The 22399-nt window shown below is 43.2% G+C and carries 19 protein-coding genes; all 19 read left to right on the top strand.

The window, feature by feature from the left end:
* Nucleotides 1-218 precede the first annotated feature (218 nt).
* The 19 genes from M3204_RS18785 (at nucleotide 219) to ymfI (ending at nucleotide 22306) form a co-directional block, all read left to right on the top strand.
* Nucleotides 219-464 carry a YlmC/YmxH family sporulation protein gene (locus tag M3204_RS18785; RefSeq protein WP_251485935.1) on the top strand — a complete coding sequence of 82 codons (246 nt, stop codon included), beginning with the start codon at nucleotides 219-221 and terminating at the stop codon, nucleotides 462-464.
* Nucleotides 465-724: 260 nt separating this feature from the next.
* Nucleotides 725-1627 carry a dipicolinic acid synthetase subunit A gene (dpaA, locus tag M3204_RS18780; RefSeq protein ID WP_251485933.1) on the top strand — a complete coding sequence of 301 codons (903 nt, stop codon included), beginning with the start codon at nucleotides 725-727 and terminating at the stop codon, nucleotides 1625-1627.
* Nucleotides 1624-2220 (top strand): dipicolinate synthase subunit B, encoded by a 597-nt coding sequence (gene dpaB, locus M3204_RS18775; RefSeq protein ID WP_251485928.1) that lies wholly within the window; start codon nucleotides 1624-1626, stop codon nucleotides 2218-2220. The genes dpaA and dpaB overlap by 4 nt, the downstream gene beginning before the upstream one ends.
* A gap of 188 nt (nucleotides 2221-2408) precedes the next feature.
* Complete coding sequence (gene asd / locus M3204_RS18770; RefSeq protein WP_251485925.1) at nucleotides 2409-3458, top strand: aspartate-semialdehyde dehydrogenase; 1050 nt, start codon at nucleotides 2409-2411, stop codon at nucleotides 3456-3458.
* 42 nt (nucleotides 3459-3500) lie between these two features.
* Nucleotides 3501-4745 carry an aspartate kinase gene (gene dapG, locus M3204_RS18765; RefSeq protein WP_251485922.1) on the top strand — a complete coding sequence of 415 codons (1245 nt, stop codon included), beginning with the start codon at nucleotides 3501-3503 and terminating at the stop codon, nucleotides 4743-4745.
* An 89-nt stretch (nucleotides 4746-4834) separates the two neighbouring features.
* Entirely contained in the window at nucleotides 4835-5701 is an 867-nt protein-coding gene (gene dapA, locus M3204_RS18760; protein WP_251485919.1) for a 4-hydroxy-tetrahydrodipicolinate synthase, read from the top strand.
* A gap of 298 nt (nucleotides 5702-5999) precedes the next feature.
* Nucleotides 6000-7670, top strand: a complete 1671-nt coding sequence (locus tag M3204_RS18755; protein ID WP_251485917.1) for a ribonuclease J — start codon at nucleotides 6000-6002, stop codon at nucleotides 7668-7670.
* 228 nt (nucleotides 7671-7898) lie between these two features.
* Nucleotides 7899-8651, top strand: coding sequence for a ClpP family protease (locus tag M3204_RS18750; RefSeq protein ID WP_251485915.1), 753 nt, complete (start codon nucleotides 7899-7901; stop codon nucleotides 8649-8651).
* Nucleotides 8648-8860 (top strand): YlzJ-like family protein, encoded by a 213-nt coding sequence (locus M3204_RS18745; RefSeq protein WP_251485913.1) that lies wholly within the window; start codon nucleotides 8648-8650, stop codon nucleotides 8858-8860. The genes M3204_RS18750 and M3204_RS18745 overlap by 4 nt, the downstream gene beginning before the upstream one ends.
* Nucleotides 8861-9015: 155 nt before the next feature.
* Entirely contained in the window at nucleotides 9016-11346 is a 2331-nt protein-coding gene (locus M3204_RS18740) for an FtsK/SpoIIIE family DNA translocase (RefSeq protein WP_251485912.1), read from the top strand.
* Nucleotides 11347-11654: 308 nt separating this feature from the next.
* Complete coding sequence (locus tag M3204_RS18735; RefSeq protein ID WP_251485910.1) at nucleotides 11655-12380, top strand: GntR family transcriptional regulator; 726 nt, start codon at nucleotides 11655-11657, stop codon at nucleotides 12378-12380.
* 87 nt (nucleotides 12381-12467) lie between these two features.
* Entirely contained in the window at nucleotides 12468-13562 is a 1095-nt protein-coding gene (locus M3204_RS18730) for a BMP family lipoprotein (protein ID WP_251485909.1), read from the top strand.
* Between the two features lie 189 nt (nucleotides 13563-13751).
* The gene (locus tag M3204_RS18725) at nucleotides 13752-15275 is read left to right on the top strand and encodes an ABC transporter ATP-binding protein (protein ID WP_251485906.1); all 1524 of its coding nucleotides are present in this window, start codon (nucleotides 13752-13754) and stop codon (nucleotides 15273-15275) included.
* On the top strand, nucleotides 15272-16351 hold the full coding sequence (locus M3204_RS18720; protein ID WP_251485903.1) for an ABC transporter permease: 1080 nt from the start codon (nucleotides 15272-15274) through the stop codon (nucleotides 16349-16351). The genes M3204_RS18725 and M3204_RS18720 overlap by 4 nt, the downstream gene beginning before the upstream one ends.
* A 1-nt stretch (nucleotide 16352) precedes the next feature.
* On the top strand, nucleotides 16353-17306 hold the full coding sequence (locus tag M3204_RS18715) for an ABC transporter permease (protein WP_251485900.1): 954 nt from the start codon (nucleotides 16353-16355) through the stop codon (nucleotides 17304-17306).
* 221 nt (nucleotides 17307-17527) lie between these two features.
* Nucleotides 17528-18616 carry a sensor domain-containing diguanylate cyclase gene (locus M3204_RS18710; RefSeq protein WP_251485895.1) on the top strand — a complete coding sequence of 363 codons (1089 nt, stop codon included), beginning with the start codon at nucleotides 17528-17530 and terminating at the stop codon, nucleotides 18614-18616.
* 323 nt (nucleotides 18617-18939) lie between these two features.
* The gene (yfmF, locus tag M3204_RS18705) at nucleotides 18940-20217 is read left to right on the top strand and encodes an EF-P 5-aminopentanol modification-associated protein YfmF (protein ID WP_251485885.1); all 1278 of its coding nucleotides are present in this window, start codon (nucleotides 18940-18942) and stop codon (nucleotides 20215-20217) included.
* Entirely contained in the window at nucleotides 20217-21509 is a 1293-nt protein-coding gene (yfmH, locus tag M3204_RS18700) for an EF-P 5-aminopentanol modification-associated protein YfmH (RefSeq protein WP_251485883.1), read from the top strand. Before yfmF ends, yfmH begins: the two co-directional genes overlap by 1 nt.
* Nucleotides 21510-21583: 74 nt before the next feature.
* Complete coding sequence (ymfI, locus tag M3204_RS18695) at nucleotides 21584-22306, top strand: elongation factor P 5-aminopentanone reductase (RefSeq protein WP_251485879.1); 723 nt, start codon at nucleotides 21584-21586, stop codon at nucleotides 22304-22306.
* Nucleotides 22307-22399 lie beyond the last annotated feature (93 nt).

The raw sequence follows: 22399 nt of genomic DNA, 5'->3' as shown, positions 1-22399 counted from the left end.
ATCGAGGGCTCAAAAGTCTATATCAAAGATATGAATTTCTACGTCACACTTAATTGAACCGCCGTATACCGAACGGTACGTACGGTGGTGTGAGAGGTCGGGGGTTAATCACCCCCTCCTACTCGATTTTGTCTTTTTATTGGATATGTATTCTAAAACATCTCACTTACTGATACATATAGAATAAGGACAAAGTAAGTGAGATGAGGGAGGCTACCATGAAATTAAGTGAACTTGGCGGAAAAGAGATTGTCGATGTAAAACGCGCAGAAAGATTGGGAATCCTTGGCCAAACAGATTTGGAAATCAATGAACGGACCGGCCAAATCGAAGCATTGATCATCCCGTCTTTGAAATGGTTCGGACTGAGGAAGCAAGGGGGAGAAGTAAGGGTACCCTGGAAACATATCAAAAAAATTGGATCGGATATGATCATCATTGATATACCAGATGATGAAGAATGAAAGCGGGCTGACTAGCCGGCTTATTTTTTTGGTTGTCTCTCTCTGTAATAGCTTAATGTTGTAATTTAACCATGTTGATTGAACAAGTCCATAAATCCAACAAGTCAGAGTGATACATTCATTTTGCGCTGGCAATATTGCCGGCGCTTTTCTTTTATGGAAAACTCACCTATTCCCGAATTGATACATATGATGTTGAAGTAGTTCAAATAGATTGATTTTATATTCCAGGATTAATGGAAAAGAAGGTGATTGTTCTCATGCTGACAGGAATGCAAATCGCGGTTATCGGCGGTGATGCGAGACAGCTGGAGATTATTCGCAAGCTGACAGAGCTTGATGCAAAGCTTTCTTTAATAGGCTTCGAGCAGTTGGATCATGCTTTTACAGGTGCCTCAAAAGAAAAGATAGATGAAGTGGATTTTTCAGCCCAGGATGCTTTGATCCTGCCGGTTCCAGGAACTAGCCTGGATGGCCAGGTTGAAACGATCTTCTCGAATGAAAAAGTAGTGCTTATAAAAGAAATGCTTGAACGGACCCCTGAACATTGCACGGTTTATTCTGGCATCAGCAATGCATATTTGACAGGAATTACAAAACAGGCCAACCGCCAGCTGGTGCAGCTATTCGAACGGGATGACGTCGCAATTTACAACTCGATACCGACCGTGGAAGGCACAATCATGATGGCCATCCAGCATACTGATTTTACGATTCATGGATCAAGGGTTGCAGTCCTCGGACTTGGAAGGGTCGGAATGAGTGTCGCCCGCACATTCCATGCACTCGGCGCAAAAGTGAAGGTTGGTGCCCGGAAAAGTGAGCATATTGCAAGGATTGCTGAAATGGGCCTTGAGCCTTTCAATCTATCTGATTTAGGCAAGGCAGTAGGAGATACGGACATTTGTATCAATACGATTCCGCATTTAATCGTGACTGCTTCTGTGATTTCGAGGATGCCTGCTCATACTTTAATCATTGACCTTGCATCCAAACCAGGTGGAACGGATTTTCGCTATGCAGAAAAACGAGGAATCAAGGCATTGCTGGCCCCTGGATTGCCAGGGATTGTAGCGCCAAAAACTGCAGGGCAAATTTTAGCTAACGTTCTTTCTCAGCTGCTTATGGAAGACTTTACTAACCGAAAGGAGAAAGAAGCATGAGTTTAAAAGGTAAGAAAATCGGGTTTGGTTTGACAGGCTCACACTGTACGTATGATGCAGTATTTCCGGAAATAGAAAAGCTGGTGAACGCTGGCGCAGAAGTACTGCCTGTTGTCACTTTCACAGTGAAAAATACAGAAACACGGTTTGGCAAGGGTGAAGACTGGGTACAGCGGATTGAGGAGCTGACAGGCAACAAAATCATTGATTCAATTGTAAAAGCCGAGCCGCTGGGACCAAAAATACCGCTTGACTGCATGGTCATTGCTCCCCTGACTGGGAATTCAATGAGCAAATTCGCAAATGCAATGACAGATTCTCCGGTTCTGATGGCTGCAAAGGCCACATTAAGAAACCTGAAGCCCGTTGTTCTTGGCATTTCAACTAATGATGCGTTAGGATTGAACGGTGTAAACTTGATGAGGCTGATGGCTACAAAGAATCTTTTCTTTATTCCATTTGGCCAGGATGATCCAGTCAAGAAACCAAATTCCATGGTTGCACGCATGGAAATGCTGTCTGAAACAGTCATTTCGGCAATGAATGGAACCCAGATTCAGCCAGTTCTCGTTGAGCGTTACAAAGATAATTAAATCTGGAAACGCTTTTCTCCGGCAGTGAAGCAAAATGTTTCTTTCCTTAATGATTGATTATGATAAAATATAGGATAATATACAAGGCGGTTATTTCTTATGAACCGCCATTTTATACTTATATTAACAACAGAACCGGCATAAGCCGGATATTAAAAACGATATTTGTAGTGGAAGGGGAAACAGCAATGTCAGAGAGAAAAGGTTACCGTGTAGCAGTAGTAGGAGCAACAGGAGCAGTCGGGCAGCAGATGATCCAGACCCTGGAAAACCGCGACTTTCCTGTGTCAGAACTATTGTTGCTGTCTTCATCAAGATCAGCTGGTACAAAGGTTAATTATAAAGGAAATGAAATCACAGTACAGGAAGCAAAGCCTGAAAGCTTTGAAGGTGTGGATATCGCCCTTTTCAGCGCAGGTGGAAGTGTATCCAAGGAATTGGCACCCGAAGCAGTCAAACGTGGCGCAATTGTAGTGGATAATACGAGTGCCTTCAGGATGGATGAAAATATTCCGCTTGTTGTGCCAGAAGTCAATGAAGCAGATTTGCATACTCATAATGGCATTATTGCCAATCCTAACTGTTCTACCATCCAGATGGTTGTTGCATTGGAGCCCTTACGTAAAAAATTCGGCCTCGAAAAAATCATTGTGTCAACGTACCAGGCTGTTTCTGGGGCTGGGGCAGCTGCAGTACAGGAGCTCGAGCAACAAACACAGGCGATTCTTAACGGTGATGAATATGAGCCAAAAATCCTTCCTGTAAAGTCAGCTGAAAAGCATTATCAGATTGCTTTCAACGCGATTCCGCAGATTGATAATTTTGTGGATAATGGCTTCACATATGAAGAGATGAAGATGATCAATGAAACTAAGAAAATCATGCACATGCCACAGCTTCATGTAGCTGCAACATGTGTCCGCCTGCCTGTAGGCACTGGCCACTCAGAGTCCGTATATTTTGAGATAGGCGAGGGCGGTGTAACTGCTGCGGATGTAAAAGCTTTATTGGCAGAAGCACCAGGAGTAGTCCTCCAGGATGATCCTGACCAACAGCTATACCCAATGCCTGCATTCTGTGTCGGTAAAAATGATGTGTTCGTCGGCAGGGTCAGGAAAGACCTTGATAACGATAATGGCTTCCATATGTGGGTCGTTTCCGATAACCTCTTAAAGGGTGCTGCATGGAATTCAGTACAGATTGCAGAAAGCCTTGTTAAACTTGGGCTAGTTAAATAAATTGCATAAAGTTATAAATGACAGAATTTCTGAGGTGTTACGATGAAAATAATCGTTCAAAAATTTGGCGGCACTTCTGTGCGGGATAAGGAAAGCCGAAATCACGCCATGAGCCATATTAAGAAGGCGATTTCCGAAGGATACAAAGCAGTTGTCGTTGTCTCTGCGATGGGAAGGAAGGGCGACCCTTATGCTACGGATACGCTCCTCAGCTTGATCGGCGGCAATAGCAGTATGATCAGCAAGCGTGAGCACGACCTTTTGCTCTCCTGCGGAGAAACGATTTCCAGCGTCGTTTTTGCTAATATGCTCCTTGAAAATGGAATCAGTGCGACAGCCCTTACTGGGGCACAGGCAGGGTTTCGGACAAACAGCGAGCATACGAATGCAAGGATCCTGGATATGAAATGCGACCGGTTGCTTCGTGAACTCGAGCAGGTAGACGCAGTTGTGGTGGCAGGCTTCCAGGGGGCTGCCAAGAATGGTGATATCACAACCATTGGCAGAGGCGGCAGTGACACATCCGCCGCTGCACTGGGTGCCGCTTTGAACGCGGAATGGATTGACATCTTCACGGATGTGGAAGGAATCATGACCGCTGACCCAAGGATTGCTGAAAATGCAAGGCCTCTGTCTGTTGTAACCTACACAGAGGTTTGCAATATGGCTTACCAGGGTGCAAAAGTGATCCATCCTCGTGCAGTCGAAATTGCCATGCAGGCAAAAGTTCCGATCAGAATCAGGTCTACTTATTCTGATAGCCCCGGCACTCTTGTTACCGCGCTTAATCGCGAGAACAAGGGGACGGATATAAAGGAACGGCCAGTAACTGGCATTGCCCATGTTTCAAACGTCAGCCAAATCAAGGTGTTTGCAAAGAAAGATCAATACAATCTGCAGTCTGAAGTTTTTAAGGCGATGGCCAATGAAAACATCAGTGTCGATTTTATCAATATTTCACCAAACGGTGTCGTATACACCGTTTCAGACGAAATGACCAGCCGGGCGAATAAAGTTCTTGAAGGTTTGGGACACACTCCGCAGATCGAGAAAAACTGTGCCAAGGTATCCGTTGTTGGAGCAGGAATGGCAGGCGTCCCGGGGGTAACTTCGAAGATCGTCACAGCTTTATCGGAAAAAGGTATCCGCATCCTGCAGTCTGCGGACAGTCATACGACAATCTGGGTTCTTGTGAAGCAGGAAGATTTGAGCAAGGCTGTGAACGCTTTGCATGATGCTTTTCAGCTCCAAGAAGAAACAGCAGAATTCGAGCGCCACGATATATAAATTGAATTCAAGATTCCTTAGCCAGGGGGCTTTTTACTGAAAGCATCCTCCTGGCTGCAGGAAGCGAGACAGAAGAGGAGTGAACAAGAATGGTTCTTTTCGGAAGAATATCCACAGCAATGGTAACCCCTTTTGACCATAAGGGGCACATTGATTTCGCAAAAACGACGCAGCTAGTAAACCATTTGATTGATAATGGAACAGATTCAATTGTTGTCGCAGGGACAACAGGAGAATCGCCAACTCTTTCTAAAGAGGAAAAGGTAGCGCTATTCCAGCATGTCGTAAAGGTCGTTGACAAGCGAGTGCCTGTCATTGCTGGAACTGGAAGCAACAACACATATGCTACAATCGAACTGACAAAAAAAGCTGAGCAGCTTGGCGTTGACGCAATAATGATCGTGGCGCCATATTACAATAAACCAAGCCAGGAAGGTTTATACCAGCATTTCAAAGCGGCAGCAGAAGCTACGTCCCTCCCGGTAATGGTATATAACATCCCGGGCAGATCTGTTGTGAATATCCTGCCTGAAACAGTCATTAAACTTGCTGAAATTCAAAATATTGTAGCAGTCAAAGAAGCGAGCGGCGACTTGAATGCGATGACAAAGATCATCGCAAACACTCCGGATGACTTCCTTCTATACAGTGGTGATGACGGACTGACACTTCCTGTCCTGGCAATCGGGGGTACGGGAATCGTTTCAGTCGCATCCCACGTTATCGGAAATGAAATGCAGGCTATGGTAGACGCCTTCTTCAGCGGAAGAAATGAAGATGCAGCAAAACTTCACCAGCGCCTTCTGCCAATCATGCAGGGCTTATTCGCAGCGCCAAGTCCGGGACCTGTAAAAACAGCATTGCAGTTAAAAGGACTCGACGTCGGATCAGTCCGCTTGCCGATGGTCCCGTTAACAGAACAAGAAAGAAGCGCAGTAGCTAAATTATTTCAATAGAATTCTTAAAGCCAACCGAACGCGGTTGGCTTTATTTTTATTTATTGGATTCGTAATGCTCAATGTTAAGTAAAGTTTGTAAAACAAGCAGAGCTCCGGCATTGCCCAAGAATCGAACCCGAAAGCCAAGACGGTAAAAGCGGGGAGTACTGAGTCAAAAGGATGAAAAAGGGAAATAAATGAGGTCCAATGCTTACTCAAAACACAAAAGAATTAAGTTGTAAAGATTTTCTGTCATCAAGTATAATAATTTTAACTGGTCACGGTCGGCCCATATCAACCTAGGAGGAGCGAAAAATTGAATACGAAAAAAAATGATACTATTAAAATTATTGCACTTGGTGGCGTAGGGGAAATCGGAAAGAACATGTATGTCACCGAAGTGGACGGCGATATATTTGTAGTAGATGCAGGATTGATGTTTCCTGAGGATGAGATGCTTGGAATCGACGTAGTCATCCCGGACTTTTCCTACTTAACATCGAACAGCGAAAGGGTCAAAGGAATTTTCCTTACACATGGCCACGAGGATCATATGGGAGCTTTGACGTATGTTCTGCGGAAAATAAATGTTCCGGTGTATGGCACAAAATTGACGCTTGCGCTTGCGAGAGAAAAAATGAAGGAACAGGAATTTTCCGGTTCAGTGGATTTTCATGAAATCAATTCGAATTCAATCTTGGAATTTGGGACGGTATCGGTCTCATTTTTCAAGACAAATCACAGTATCCCGGATTCAGTTGGCGTCAGTATCAATACTTCCGAGGGTGCGATTGTACATACGGGAGATTTTAAATTCGACCAGGCAGCTACAGCCATGTATAAGCCTGAAATTGGCAAGATGGCAGCGCTCGGGGAAAAGGGTGTATTATGCCTTCTTTCTGACAGCACAGATGCAGAAAAACCGGGTTATACACCCTCGGAGTCAACGGTGGTCGAAGAACTTTCGACTGTGTTCTATAATGCCCAGGGCCGGATCATTGCTGCATGCTTTGCATCTGATATCAACAGGATTCAGCATCTTTTTGACAGCGCCGCAGCAAATAGCCGTAAGGTTGCTGTAGTCGGAAAAAGCTTAAAGCGAGTATATGATATTGCTCTTGGGCTGGGATATTTAACAGTTGATGACGATTTGATTATCCCCGTTGATGACATTAAGGACTATTCGGCCGATGAAATTGTCATTTTGACAACTGGCAGCCAGGGAGAGCCTATAGAGGCACTGCAAAAAATGGCTAAACAAGTTCATCCACAGGTAAATATCAAGGAAGGTGACACGGTCCTGATTGCGGCTTCGCCGCTAAAGGGAAGCGAAGTATTCATATATAAAACAATTGATATGCTTTACCGGGCTGGGGCCACTGTCGTTTCGAGCAAAAAGAGCGTCCAGGTTTCCAGCCATGGCAGTCAGGAAGAATTGAAATTCATGATCCACCTGATGAGTCCTAAATTTTTTATTCCTGTACATGGTGAACACAAAATGCTAAAAGCGCACAAGAAAGTTGCATTAGCATGTGGTGTCCCCGAAGAAAACATCTTCATTCCGGATCGAGGGGATGTCGTTGAAATCTCTGGAGGGAAAATAAGGTCCACAGAAAGAGTTGTAGCGGGCAATACTTTGATTGACGGAATTGGTGTAGGCGATGTTGGCAATATCGTGCTCCGTGACCGCAGGCTGCTTTCCCAGGACGGGGTTTTGATCGTTGTCGTCACGCTTAACAAAGCAGACAGGAAAATCGCCGCTGGACCTGAAGTCATTTCACGTGGATTCGTTTATGTACGAGAATCAGAAAAGCTTATGACGGATTCGACAGCGCTCGTCCGGGAGATTGTTGAAAAAAGTATTTCAAAGGAATCCTTTGATTGGCCCAGCATGAAACAAGACATCAGGGATTCTTTGAATCATTATTTATTCGAAAAAACAAAACGGCGTCCAATGATTATGCCGATCATCATGGAAGTGAAATAGAGGGAAAAGAGCACTGGCTTAACACCAGTGCTCTTATACTATGGTTTTTCCGGATTTTTATACAAAGCGTTTGTTAATTCCTAAAGCACGTGGTTGAAATAGTCAATATTTTGATTTTAACAATGAAATCCCATGAATTCACCTTGAATACCATACTCTGCTCTCCCCGAATGAAAAAGCGGATGATGTTCATACTAACATTATCATGCCTGAAGGGAGCAGTATTGGATGGAAAAGGAAATGAATAATCTTAGTTCAGAAAACCAGGAGGGGCAGGAAGGCGAAAGAGAAAATAAGTCATCTGGCCTGCTTGAGAAAATCCAGCAGCTGGGACAGACGAATGTTCCGCAGCTGTCGCAGGATACAAAAATCCATTGCCTTACGATTGTAGGACAAATAGAGGGGCATATGCAGCTGCCGCCTCATAATAAAACGACGAAGTATGAACATTTGATACCGCAGATCGTGGCGATCGAGCAAAATCCCAATATTGAAGGCCTGCTGGTCATTTTAAATACTGTTGGCGGCGATGTAGAAGCAGGTCTTGCGATTTCTGAGATGCTTGCTTCTCTATCCAAACCGACTGTTTCCCTAGTACTCGGCGGCGGCCATTCTATTGGGGTGCCAATCGCTGTGTCATGTGATTATTCTTTCATAGCTGAAACTGCGACAATGACCATTCATCCAGTACGTCTGACTGGACTGGTTATTGGTGTGCCGCAGACATTCGAATATTTGGATAAAATGCAGGAGCGTGTAGTCAATTTTGTGACAAAGCACTCTCATATTGAGGAGGAAACCTTTAAAGAGTTGATGTTCGCCAAGGGGAACTTGACCAGGGACATCGGCACGAATGTGATTGGCATTGACGCGGTTAAAACTGGCCTTATTCATGAAGTCGGCGGCATCGGGCAAGCGATGAAAAAGCTGAATGAACTGATCGAATTAAATAAACAAGAGAATGAAGTGATTGTACAATGATCCTTTATACAATGATGCCTCATGAGCAGGTATTCCCGCCAAGTAATGAGGGTGCTGTAAACCAGGTCATGATCACATATAACGGAATTCCAGTCATGGCTGAATGGACAGAAAATCATGACTATCGAGTAATCCGTGTCATGAGTACTGACCCTAACCACTATATGGACCCAGCCTGCATGCCAGGCGCCAAAATTTCACTTTCTTAGTGCAGAGGATTGTCCCAGTTAAACTGGCAAATATGATATAATATGGATACACTCAGCATTGGCAGCCGAATAAGGCTGCTTTTCTTCTTACTGAAGTTTGAGAAACGGAATGGTTGATTATGCTGTTAGTGAAGCTATAAATATAAGGTGATAAAATGGCCAAAAAGAAAAGACGGCAATCAAGAAAAAAGAATACATTAAAATCAACAGTTCAATATGAACTTGCCGGGTTAGCTTTGCTTGCAATGGCCATCATTGCGATGGCAGACCTTGGCGCAGTGGGGAAAACAGTCGTCATGTTCTTCCGCTTCTTCTTTGGAGAATGGTATATGCTCAGTTTAGTAGGGCTCGTAGTATTCAGTATCTTTATTATGTGGAAAAGAAGTCTTCCGTTTATCTTCCATACTAAGTTGATCGGTACATATTTGATTGTCAGCGCAATCCTCTTATTAAGTCATGTGACTTTATTCGAACTTCTGTCGAATGGAGGAAAGTTCGAAGATCCCAGCGTGATCAAGAACACTTTTGATTTATTTGTCATGGAAGCGAAGGGGGAAACGAGTACGACTGACCTCGGCGGAGGAATAATAGGCGCTGTTATGTTTGCCCTATTTTATTATTTATTTGATGCAGCCGGCTCCCAGCTAATCGCATTTGTATTAATCATTTTCGGCGCAGTCCTGGTTACCGGCAAAACCTTCAGTGAAGCAGCGGGTAAAATCCTTCTGCCAATCGGCAGCTTTGTGAAAGATCAATGGGAATCATTTATTGAAGATCTTAAACAATGGAAAGAAAATCAGCAGCAGAAAAAAACGGCCCAGCGTGAAGCGCGCCAGGCTGAAAGCCGAAGCAGCCACCCGACTGCCGCACAAGAGCAAATGGAGAGAACGATAGAATTGGCCGAGGAACCAACGCCGGAACCAATCATCTCAAGTTTTGCTGAACGGGCATACGCAAATCCGGCAGAAACACAACAGCAAGCCGCGAAAAAGGAAAATAATAAAAGCGATCCTGCGAAAGAAAATGAAGAACTTCAGCACCCAATTGCTTTTACTGAAGTTGAGAATACCTCATATGAGCTGCCGCCATTAAGCTTATTGAAGCTGCCAAACAAAACGGACCAAAGCGGTGAATATGAATTGATCCATGCGAATGCCGCGAAGCTTGAAAGGACGTTCCAAAGCTTTGGGGTTAAAGCGCGTGTAACCCAGGTCCATCTTGGCCCAGCTGTTACAAAGTATGAAGTCCATCCAGATGTCGGGGTGAAAGTCAGCAGGATCGTCAGCTTGAACGATGACCTTGCGCTTGCGCTCGCTGCAAAGGATATCCGGATTGAAGCGCCTATTCCTGGTAAATCGGCAATCGGAATTGAAGTCCCGAATTCAGAAGTAGCCATGGTTTCATTAAGAGAAGTTATTGAATCGAAGCAGCACAATAAGCCAAGTTCGAAACTGCAGATTGGACTAGGGCGTGATATTACCGGTGAGGCTGTGCTTGCCGAATTAAATAAAATGCCCCATCTTCTCGTTGCAGGCGCAACAGGAAGCGGAAAAAGTGTCTGTATCAACGGTATCATCACAAGCATTCTGATGCGGGCAAAGCCTCACGAAGTAAAGCTGATGATGATCGACCCGAAGATGGTGGAATTGAATGTGTACAATGGAGTGCCGCACTTGCTGGCGCCAGTTGTTACCGATGCGAAAAAAGCTTCCCAGGCACTTAAGAAAGTCGTAAGTGAAATGGAAAGGCGTTACGAGCTTTTCTCGCATACAGGTACAAGAAACATAGAAGGGTACAATGAATATATTAAAAGGTACAACAACGAGGAAGAAGCCAAGCAGCCACTGCTTCCCTTTATCGTTGTTATCGTCGACGAGCTTGCTGACTTGATGATGGTTGCATCCTCTGATGTCGAAGATTCCATCACACGTCTGGCTCAAATGGCCCGTGCCGCTGGGATTCATTTGATCATCGCAACACAGCGTCCATCTGTTGATGTCATAACTGGAGTCATTAAAGCAAATATTCCATCAAGGATTGCCTTTGCTGTTTCTTCTATGACAGATTCCCGTACCATTTTAGACATGGGCGGAGCGGAGAAGCTTTTAGGAAGAGGAGATATGCTGTTCCTGCCTGTTGGTGCATCAAAGCCTGTAAGGGTGCAGGGAGCGTTCCTCTCTGATGAAGAAGTAGAGGACATCGTCAACTATGTCATTGGTCAGCAGAAGGCGCAATATCAGGAGGAAATGATTCCTGAGGACATCCCTGAGAACACATCAGAAGTCGAAGACGATTTATATGGAGACGCAGTAGACCTTGTTGTCGAAATGCAGACTGCTTCAGTCTCGATGCTCCAGCGAAGGTTCAGGATAGGATATTCACGGGCGGCGAGGCTCATCGATGAAATGGAACTGCGGGGAGTCGTAGGACCTTATGAGGGCAGCAAGCCAAGGAATGTCCTGGTTGCAAAGTCAGAAGAAGCTTAGAAGTATGGAAAATAACAAGAGGCAACAGTCGGACGTGATTGTCCGGCTGTTGTTTTTTATAGGTCATTTATACTACTGAAAAATAATAATGACATACTATTAAAAACGCTTTCAAAATACCATTATACCAAAAATATAGGATTTTTGTCCCGGAATATATGACAATTTTGGTGTTTCTAGCTTTTTTCGACAAAATGTAGAAACGCTATTTATTTATCTCGGAAAAAGTGTTATAGTATTTTCGATTAGTAGGAATGCTATACATCAGATGTCTGATGTCTTGAGCAAAAGGGTTGGAGGAACGCCTCATGTCGATCAAGTCAGATAACCGGCACCTGTATTTACAAGTAATTGATCATCTGAAGCAAGATATTCATAAGGGTGTTTATAAAGAAAGAGAAAAACTCCCTTCAGAATTCGATCTTGCCAAGCAGCTTGGCGTAAGCAGGGCTACTCTCCGCGAAGCATTGCGTATTCTTGAAGAAGAAAACGTCATCATCCGCAGGCATGGAGTAGGTACCTTTGTTAATGCCAAACCATTGTTTGAATCAGGGATCGAACAGCTTAACAGCGTGACGGCCATGATTGAGCAGGCAGGGATGAAGCCGGGAACAATCTTTTTAAACTCAACGACTACCGGGCCTACCGAAGAGGATATCCGCCGTTTCTCATGCTCCATTGATGATGAAATCACTCTGGTTGAAAGGGTAAGGACTGCCAATGGGGAACCGGTTGTCTATTGTTTAGACAAAATCCCTGGAAAAATCTTGCCGGGCGATTTTTCTCATGAAGATGAATCATTGCTTCATCTGCTAGAGGTCAAGTCGAACCGTAAAGTTACATATGCAGTTGCCCAGATTGAGCCTATTGGCTATCATGAGAAGATTTCTCCCATCCTGGAATGTGATCCTGAAACTGCACTGCTCGTTTTGAAGCAGATGCATTTCGATGAAAACGACGTACCAATCCTGTATTCGGTAAACTACTTTAAAGCCGACAAGTTCAGTTTTCATGTCCTTAGAAGAAGAGTTTAATTTTTTTAATGAAATGAAAACGCTAACTGATAGGTTTTTCAGAACATTCCTGCAAAATCCACAAACATTCTCTGGGGGGTACAAACCTTGAAAAAGCGTAAATTTGGTTTGGTAATGTCATTGCTTTTGGCAGCAGGTACAATGTTAGCTGGCTGTGGCGGCGATGAAAAAGGCGGCGAAAGCGACAAAAAGTCAGACTTAAAAGTAGGTATGGTAACTGACGCTGGTACAATTGATGACAAGTCATTCAACCAGGGCACATGGGAAGGTATTTTAAAGGCTGAAGATGAATTCGGTGTTAGCACAAAGTACCTTAAGCCTGCCGGCACGACTGAAGCTGAATACTTAAAAGAAATGGGTAACTTATACGACGCAGAATATAAGTTTATCGTTACACCGGGCTTTAAGTTCGAAACAGCTGTTTTCCAAGCCCAGGATAAATATAAAGATGCTAAGTTCGTCATCCTTGACGGAAATCCACATAACGGAGACTACAACCCTGTTGTTAAAGAAAACACAGTTGCTGTATTCTTCGCAGAGCACGAATCAGGTTTCCTTGCAGGTGTAGCTGCTGCTCTTGAATTAAAAGAAGGTGAAGCAGGCTTCATCGGCGGTATGGAAATTCCTGCTGTACAGAAGTTCAACTGGGGCTTCCAGCAAGGTCTTAAATACGCAAACGAAAACCTTGGAACAAATGTAACAATCAAAGCAGAAAACGTAATCTACCAAGGGTCATTTGATAACGCTGCTGCTGGCGGACAAATTGCTGCTCAATACTATGACCGTGGCGTTGATGTAATCTTCACAGCTGCTGGCGGTGTAGGTGTAGGTGCGATCAATGAAGCTAAAAACCGCGCTAAAGCTGGTGAAAAAGTTTGGATCGTTGGTGTAGACGTTGACCAGTTCGAAGATGGTAAGTACGAAGGAGACAAGTCAGTTATCTTGACTTCTGCTATGAAGAAGCTTGACCAGGTTGCTTTCGATATGGTTCAGGCAGAGTTAGATGGCAAATTCCCTGGTGGAAAAACATTAACTTTCGATGCTAAGAATGATGGTATCGGCCTTCCAGAGAAAAACCCTAACTTAAGCGATGATACTACAAGCAAAGTGAAAGAGGTTTACGAAAAGATTAAATCTGAAGAAGTAAAGGTCTCTGCAGAACAAGGAGATTTGTTTAAGTAAAAAAAAGCAAAAGAGACGGTTCCTTCCGTCTCTTTTGTCTATCAATGTCTGAACGGTAAATTTTTGAAATTAAGGGCTTTAATTTCTAATTTTTTAAGTCTTTATAAGTTTTACCTGAAGTACTGTTCCAGTATAGGGGACTCCCTATTTTACAAAGTAATCGAGTCTATTACAAAGGTGAGTGCTACTATGAGTTATGTAGTTGAGATGTTGAATATCAGGAAAGAGTTTCCGGGTATCGTAGCCAACGATAATATTACCCTTGCACTGAAAAAAGGGGAAATACATGCACTATTAGGCGAGAACGGTGCAGGGAAGTCCACCCTGATGGGTGTTCTGTTTGGGATGTATCAGCCTGAGAGAGGGATCGTCAAAGTTAATGGGAAAGAAGTTCGCATCGCCAATCCGAACGTTGCTAACCGCTTAGGTATTGGGATGGTCCACCAGCATTTTAAGCTTGTTGAAAATTTTACCGTTACAGAAAACATCATATTGGGCAGTGAACCATTAAAAGGAATGGTGCTCGATATTGATAAAGCTGCCAAAAGAATTGAAGAATTGTCTAAGCATTATGGATTGAATGTAGACCCACATGCGAAAATTGAAGATATTTCCGTAGGTATGCAGCAAAGGGTAGAGATTTTGAAAATGCTTTACCGTGAAGCAGATGTCCTGATTCTGGATGAACCTACAGCTGTTTTGACACCAGCCGAAATTGATGAATTGATGAAGATCATGCGCAACCTTATTAAAGAAGGTAAATCTATTATTATTATCACTCATAAACTGAAAGAAATTAAGGCAGTTGCTGACCGTTGTACGGTAATCCGCCGTGGTAAAGGAATCGGCACTGTAAACGTGGCAGATGCCAGTGAGGCAAGCTTAGCTGAAATGATGGTCGGACGTCATGTCTCTTTTAAAGTGGATAAGAAAGAAAGTACTCCTGGAGAGGTAGTACTGAAAATAGATTCTCTGTCAGTGAAAAACAACCGGAAAGTTATGGGACTTAAAGACTTTTCACTTGAAGTTCGTGCAGGGGAAATTGTTGGTGTTGCCGGAGTTGAAGGGAATGGCCAGACAGAACTTGTTGAAGCGATCACTGGTCTGAGGAAGGCTGAGTCAGGAACAGTCCTTATCAGTGGTGAGGAAATCACCAACCTTCCTATTCGCGATAGGAATGAAAAAGGGATCAGCCATATTCCTGAGGATAGACATAAACGCGGTCTTGTTCTCGACTATACACTGGAGTCTAACATGGTGCTGCAAATTTACAACAAACCGCCTTTCTCTAAATACGGACTTTTGAATGAATCAGCCATGAAAACGTATGCACAAAACATTTTGACGAATTTTGATGTTCGTTCCGGTGAAGGTGCAGCTTCTATCGCAAGGACGTTGTCAGGTGGAAACCAGCAGAAAGCGATTATCGGACGCGAACTGGAACTTGATCCAAAGCTGCTTATTGCTGTTCAGCCGACACGAGGCCTGGATGTTGGATCTATTGAATATATCCATAAAAGAATTATTGAACACCGTGATAAAGGAAATGCAGTATTGTTGATTTCTTTAGAACTTGATGAGGTATTGCAGTTATCTGACCGCATTGCCATTGTCAATAATGGAGAACTTGTAGGAACAGTTATAGCGTCTGAAACAAATGAGAATGAAGTAGGTCTAATGATGGCAGGCGTGGCTAAGGAGAGAAGCATATGAGAAATACCATCGTATCATTAATATCCATTATATTAGGACTAGTGGCCGGAGGGATTTTGATGCTTTTCATCGGGAGCAACCCGATAGAAGGCTATTCTTACTTGCTTCAAGGTGCACTTAAAAATATTGAGCGCATCGGGAACACTTTGGCTACGGCAACACCTCTGATTTTCACTGGACTTTCGGTGGCGTTTGCTTTCCGGACCGGACTTTTCAACATTGGCGCATCCGGCCAAATGCTGGTCGGCGGCCTTGCTGCGTCAGCTGTAGGTCTGACCTTCGACCTCTCAAGACCGGTCTTGCTTTTAGTTATGGTCCTTGTTGGCCTGATCGCTGGGGGACTTTGGGCATTTGTTCCTGGGTTGCTTAAGGCGAAGTTCAATGTTCACGAAGTTGTTTCGACAATCATGATGAACTGGATTGCCTATTGGACTATTTATTATGTTGTCCCTGGATACTTCAAGGGAGAATTCCTTGAAACAGAATCTAAAAAACTAGCTGAATCAGCAACATTAAGGACTCCTTTCCTAACGGATATGTTTGATGGATCTTATATCAACCTGGGATTGTTCCTTGCGGTCATTGCTGTAATCATTATCGCATTCATCATCGATAAGACAACGCTGGGCTTCGAGCTGAAGGCGGTTGGATTCAACAGATTTGCTGCTGAATATGCAGGTATGAAAGTAAACCGCAACATCATATTATCCATGTTGATTTCTGGTGCCCTTGCGGGTGTTGGCGGGGTAGCATTATATACTGGAAATGCTTCAAGTATCCAAATCGGTATTCTTCCTGCACAGGGCTATGATGGCATCGCGGTAGCGCTTCTTGGAGCGAATCATCCTATCGGTGTATTCTTTGCAGCAGTCCTTTTCGGAATTTTGTATTCCGGTACAGGATTTATGAACGCTATGACGGATATTCCACCCGAATTGGCAAATACCATTATCGCGATCATCATTTATTTTGCTGCAACAAGTGTAATGATTGAGCGTTTGCTAAACAAATTCATGAAGAGAAGATCCAATCGAAAAGATAAAAGTGGTCCTGTAGTCGAGAAGGGAGATTCATAAGATGTGGTCAATTATAGAACAAATTTTTCCTTACGCGATTATCTTTACAATTCCTCTTCTTATTACAGCTCTAGGCGGACTTTTTAGTGAAAGAAGTGGTATTGTTAATATTGCCCTTGAGGGGTTAATGGTCATTGGTGCTTTCTCTGGCGCTCTTTCCATCCACTATTTGAGCGGCGTATTGGACAACAACACTTTAGTGCTTTGGCTTGGATTGCTGGCTGCTGTACTAGCTGGTGTGCTTTTCTCCATCTTGCATGCGTTTGCGAGCATTAATCTAAATGCCAACCAAATCATCAGTGGTACTGCAATCAACTTAATCGCTACTGCCCTGACGGTGTTCCTAGCGAGAAATATTACTGGAAGTGGTAACATCCGAATCACTAGCGGTTTTTCACCGTCAAATGTTCCGTTCCTTTCTGATATTCCAGTTATCGGTGATTTATTTTTTACAAAAACGTATCCAACAACTTGGTTTGTATTAGCGATTCTTTTCGTAAGTTCATTCGTTTTATATAAAACTAGATTTGGACTTCGGTTAAGATCATGTGGTGAATACCCTCAGGCTGCAGAAGCAGCTGGGATTAACGTCAGGAGAGTCCGCTATAGCGGCGTCCTGATTTCTGGAGCCTTTGCAGGGTTGGGCGGCGCGTTGATCATCGTAACCTACGCAGGTGAATTTACAGGAACAGTTTCAGGTTTAGGCTTCCTTGCGCTGGCTTCATTGATCTTCGGTCAGTGGAAACCGTTAGGTGTTCTGGCAGCTACATTCTTCTTTGGATTTGCTAGTACGATTGCAAACGTATCTCAAGTAATTCCTGAGCTGGCGGTTATTCCGCCAATCTTATTAAAAATCTTCCCTTACGTAGTAACGCTGATCGCATTAGTCATCTTCTCCAAGTCATCACAGGCACCAAAGGCCGTGGGAGAAACTTTTGATAGTGGAAAACGTTAAGCTATCAGTTGTTTAAAATACTAAATAGAATAACCCGAAATGAGGTGCCTGAATCCAGGTACCTCATTTTTTCATTGTAATGTAAATACAAATTGTCAATTGGGATGAGTAATTAAAATAATTAGCGGATAATTACACATTATTTTTAGAATCGTACAACAACTTGTGATAAAATAAAGGAAAAGTTGGTTAAAAATAACAGCAATAAGAGGGCTATGCATATGAAGCTATCATTATACATGGATGACCGTGAGACGGAAAAAATATTTTCTTATCTTCGCTGGATTTTCCTGGTTGTGGGTGTACTTGTTTTCTATTATCCTCCTCTGGCGGACAGGCTCGACTTCATGGAAGAATCATTTCCTTATCTGCTGACTATAGGTTTTATTTACATGGCGGTAACTCAGATTGCACTTATCAAGATGTCCCCTGGAAACGAATATTTCAACCTGCTTACAAAGGCAGGTATTGTTTTTGACTATGTAGCGTTAATGTGGCTTTTGGTATTGACACATGGTGTCATGTCACCATTATTTCCTATCGCCTTTTTGCTTGTTATGCATTCAACAATTTACTGGAGGACTAAGGGGGCTATTCTTTCCTCGGCTTCTTTGACTGCTGGATATTCAATTATTTATTTAGCGCAGGGCGATTTTACGTTTTACTCCTCATTCGTATTTATCTTGAATTTGTTTTTCATCTGGATTGTCGGCGTTTTTGGTTCGCTGATCGTGATCCGAGAGAGGAAGCATTTTAAGCAGAAGGAAATCTTTCATGAACTGATGTTCACGGATTATCTGACTGGCTTATATAACCACCGGCATTTTCAGGAACAATTAAGGCTTCTGACAATTGAAAGGCAAAGTTTCTTGCTCGTTATGGGAGACATCGATCATTTTAAGCAAATAAATGACCAGTTCGGCCATTTAGCAGGAGACGAGATACTTAGAAAAATAGGAGCTGCCTTTCAGGAACTGGCAGATGATTTTGATGCGCAGGCATTCCGTTATGGCGGAGAAGAATTTGCTTTTCTGCTGCCGCCGATTGACGAAACTGCACAGATAGTTTTTTTTGCCGACTTATACACAAGACTAGCCACGGTAACATTCAGTGAGGACTGCACGAGTGTGACTATGAGCTTCGGGATTGCATCCTCAAAAGGGGAGGCTTTGCCTGATAAGCTTCTTGGATACACTGACCAGCTTTTGTACAAAGCCAAGGCAGCAGGCAAGAACCAGGCCAAATTTGATACTGGATATACATACCATTACTCAGCTGCAAATAAAGAAATTGCAGCAGCAAGGCAATAGAGCTTCCCAAGAGGGGAGCTTTTCCTATATTGTGCCGGAGATTATAAAATTATTTAGTTGTGGATAACTACATGTAGTATTCTTAATCCAGCTCCAGCGCCTAGCCCCTCGAGTCGTTTGCGCTTTTTGTTCTTTAGGTTGTATTTTTGCGATTGCTTGAAATAGACAAAATGGGAAAGGTATAGTTAGAGTATATTTATAGGAATATTAAATATAGGCATAACAACGTATACATAAGAATGAGGAATGTTTCGTTTGCTTTATTCATGTGAAGAAGGATGAGTGTATGCTAGTAATGGCGTTACAAATAAAGGAGGATTTCGATGGCAGTCATTTCAGAAACAATCAAGGATATGAAAGGCTACAAGCTCCATATTGTGAAAACAGAGAAGTTCAAGACGAACACAATCGTCTGGAAAATGAAAACACCGCTGACCAGCGAGAATGTAACAAAACGGGCACTGCTTCCATATGTACTCCAAAGCAGTTCAAAAGCATATCCATCCACTTCAAAGCTCCGTTCTTATCTTGACGAGCTCTATGGCGCAAACCTTTATGTGGATGTCTCAAAGAAAGGTGAGTATCAAGTCCTCAGCTTTTCCCTTGAAATCGCCAATGAAAAGTTTTTAAGTGATCCTGAACCGCTGCTAAAAAAGGGAATGGAACTCATCGCAGAAATATTAGTAAATCCCCTTGCGGAAAATGAAGCTTTTGACAGGGAAACGGTAGAGAAGGAAAAGCGTACGTTAAAACAGCGCATCCAGGCGGTTTATGACGATAAGATGAGATACTCGAATTTCAGGCTTGTACAGGAAATGTGCAAGGGTGAACCATATGCCCTGCATGTTAATGGAGAAATAGACGATATACCTGCCCTTAATGAGCAGAATCTTTATGAATACTACAAGCAGGCCTTTACGGAGGATGAGCTGGACCTGTTTATTATCGGTGATGTGAATGAAGATGAAGTACAATCAATAGCTGAGGGCCTGCTTCAGTTTGAAGAGCGAACGCCAAAGTCGTTGGAAGCTGTTAAGGCAGACAATGTGGAAGAGAAGACGGTTAAGGATAAAGAGGATATAAAACAAGGAAAGTTGAATATTGGCTACAGGACGAACATTCTGTACGGTGATCAGGATTACTATGCCCTCCAGGTTTTCAATGGCATCTTCGGCGGGTTTTCGCATTCAAAACTTTTCTTGAATGTTCGCGAGAAAAACAGCCTAGCATATTATGTTGCAAGCCGCCTCGAAAGTCATAAAGGTTTAATGATGGTAATGTCCGGAATCGAATTCAATAATTTCGATTTAGCCGTGAAAATCATCCGTGAACAAATGGAAGCGATGAAAGCAGGAGATTTCACTGAGCAGGAAATTGAGCAGACAAAAGCTGTCATTGAAAATCAGATGCTGGAAACTTTGGATACAGCAAGGGGAATGGTTGAGGTCCTTTACCATAATGTTGTTTCCGAGCAAAAGGTAAGCCTCGATGACTGGTTGAATGGCATGAGTAAAACGACGAAAGAGGAAATCGTCGAGGTAGCCAAGAAGGTTCAATTGGATACCATCTATTTCTTAACTGGATTGGGGGCGGACAAATAATGGAGAAGATTATTTTTGAACAACTTCAGGAAGAGATGTTCTATGAAAAGCTCGATAATGGACTTGATGTATATCTCCTTCCGAAAAAAGGCTTTAATAAAACGTACGCTACATTCACAACTAAATACGGTTCAATCGATAATCATTTCCTTCCGCCGGACAAAGATGATTCCGTTAAGGTCCCTGATGGGATTGCCCACTTCCTGGAGCATAAATTATTTGAAAAGGAAGACGGCGATGTATTCCAGCAGTTCAGCAAGCAAGGAGCTTCCGCTAATGCGTTCACTTCCTTCACCAGGACTGCTTATTTGTTCTCAAGTACATCTAATGTAGAAAAAAATCTGGAAACACTGATTGATTTCGTTCAGGAACCTTATTTCACCGAAAAGACGGTTGAAAAGGAAAAAGGGATCATCGGACAGGAAATCACGATGTATGATGACAATCCAGACTGGAGGCTATATTTCGGTCTTATACAGAATATGTATAAAAGCCACCCTGTCAGCATAGATATCGCCGGGACAATCGAGTCAATTTCCCATATAACGAAAGATATGCTTTATGAGTGCTATGAAACCTTCTACCATCCAAGCAATATGCTGCTGTTTGTTGTTGGTCCGGTTAAGCCAGAAGAGATCATGGCGTTAATCAAAGAAAACCAAAACAAGAAAGAATATAAGAACAAACCTGAAATACATCGGAAGTTCGAAGATGAGCAGATTGCGGTCGCACAAAAGAAACAAGTTCTTAAAATGAATGTCCAGACATCGAAATGCCTTGTTGGCATTAAGGCTGGAAACACAAACCAGTCAGGTAAAGAGATGCTAAGAAATGAACTTTCAATCAATGTCATGCTCGACATCCTGTTTGGCAAAAGCTCAGAAAATTATACTGAGTTATACGGTGAAGGGTTGATTGATGATACGTTCTCATATGATTACAGCCAGGAACAAGGATTTGGCTTTGCAATGGTAGGCGGGGATACGAATGAACCAGATATTCTCGCGGAAAAGCTTGAATCCATGCTGATGAAAGCGAAAGCGGGCGAAGGTTTTACAGCGGAAAGTCTTGAGCGGACAAAGAAGAAGAAAATTGGCTCCTTCCTCCGCGCGGTTAACTCGCCTGAATACATTGCCAACCAGTTTACGCGCTATGCATTTAACGAAATGGATTTATTCGATGTTGTGCCAGTGCTCGAAAGCCTGAAGCTTGATGATATTACAAAGGCGGCGGAAAGCTTGATTGCCGACGAGCGTTTCACTGTCTGTCAGGTAATCCCAAAGGATAAATAAAGAGCTCGTTAAAAACTTATGCGCCGGACCTTCCGGCGCATTTTCGATTAGACATGCTGGAAAGGGATAGTACCATGAAAAAATTCGCATTGATCACAGGAGCAAGCGGCGGGCTCGGACAAGCAATAGCACTGAAGCTTGCGGCGGCAGGCTACTCACTTTACTTGCACTATAACCAGAATGAAACAGGAATTGGCAATCTTATGGGAAAGCTGCACCGGTTTGAAGGTGAATTCATCCCAATAAAAGCTGACTTATCGTCGAAATCAGGATATCTGGAGCTGGCATCTAACATTTTTTCCTTGGATGCGATCGTCCATAATGCTGGGAATTCTATGTATGGTTTGCTTGAGGAAATAGAAGAATCAGAAGCAGAGTCTCTAATTCAAATCCATGTCACCTCACCATTGTTGCTCACAAAAAAGCTGATTCCAAAATTAAGACAGAAAAAAAGCGGAAGCATTGTTGTCGTTTCCTCTATTTGGGGACAGACTGGGGCAACTTGCGAAGTTGCTTACTCGATGGTGAAGGGAGCGCAAATTGCTTTCGCAAAAGCACTGAGTAAAGAACTCGGGGGTTCCGGCATAAGGGTAAATGCAGTCGCACCAGGAGCCATTCACACCCCGATGATATCTGGGTTTTCCCCGGAGGAAATTAGTGCAATTACAGAAGAGATACCAGCAGGGCGTCTAGGGAAGCCCGATGAAGTCGCAGACAGTATAGAATTTCTTTTATCAGAAAAATCATCCTACATAACAGGACAGGTAATTGGAATCAATGGCGGCTGGCATACATAAGGATTTTGTGACAAATTTTCAAAAGACCAAGGATCATGAATAATAATCAGCATACGTAAGCAAAATAACCTTGTACTATTTTTAGACAAGGAG

Source organism: Mesobacillus subterraneus (assembly GCF_023715485.1).
In the GTDB taxonomy this organism is placed as follows: domain Bacteria; phylum Bacillota; class Bacilli; order Bacillales; family Cytobacillaceae; genus Mesobacillus; species Mesobacillus subterraneus_B.
The sequence above is the reverse complement of the archived record's forward strand: the minus strand, read 5'-3'. Positions and strand labels throughout refer to the sequence as shown.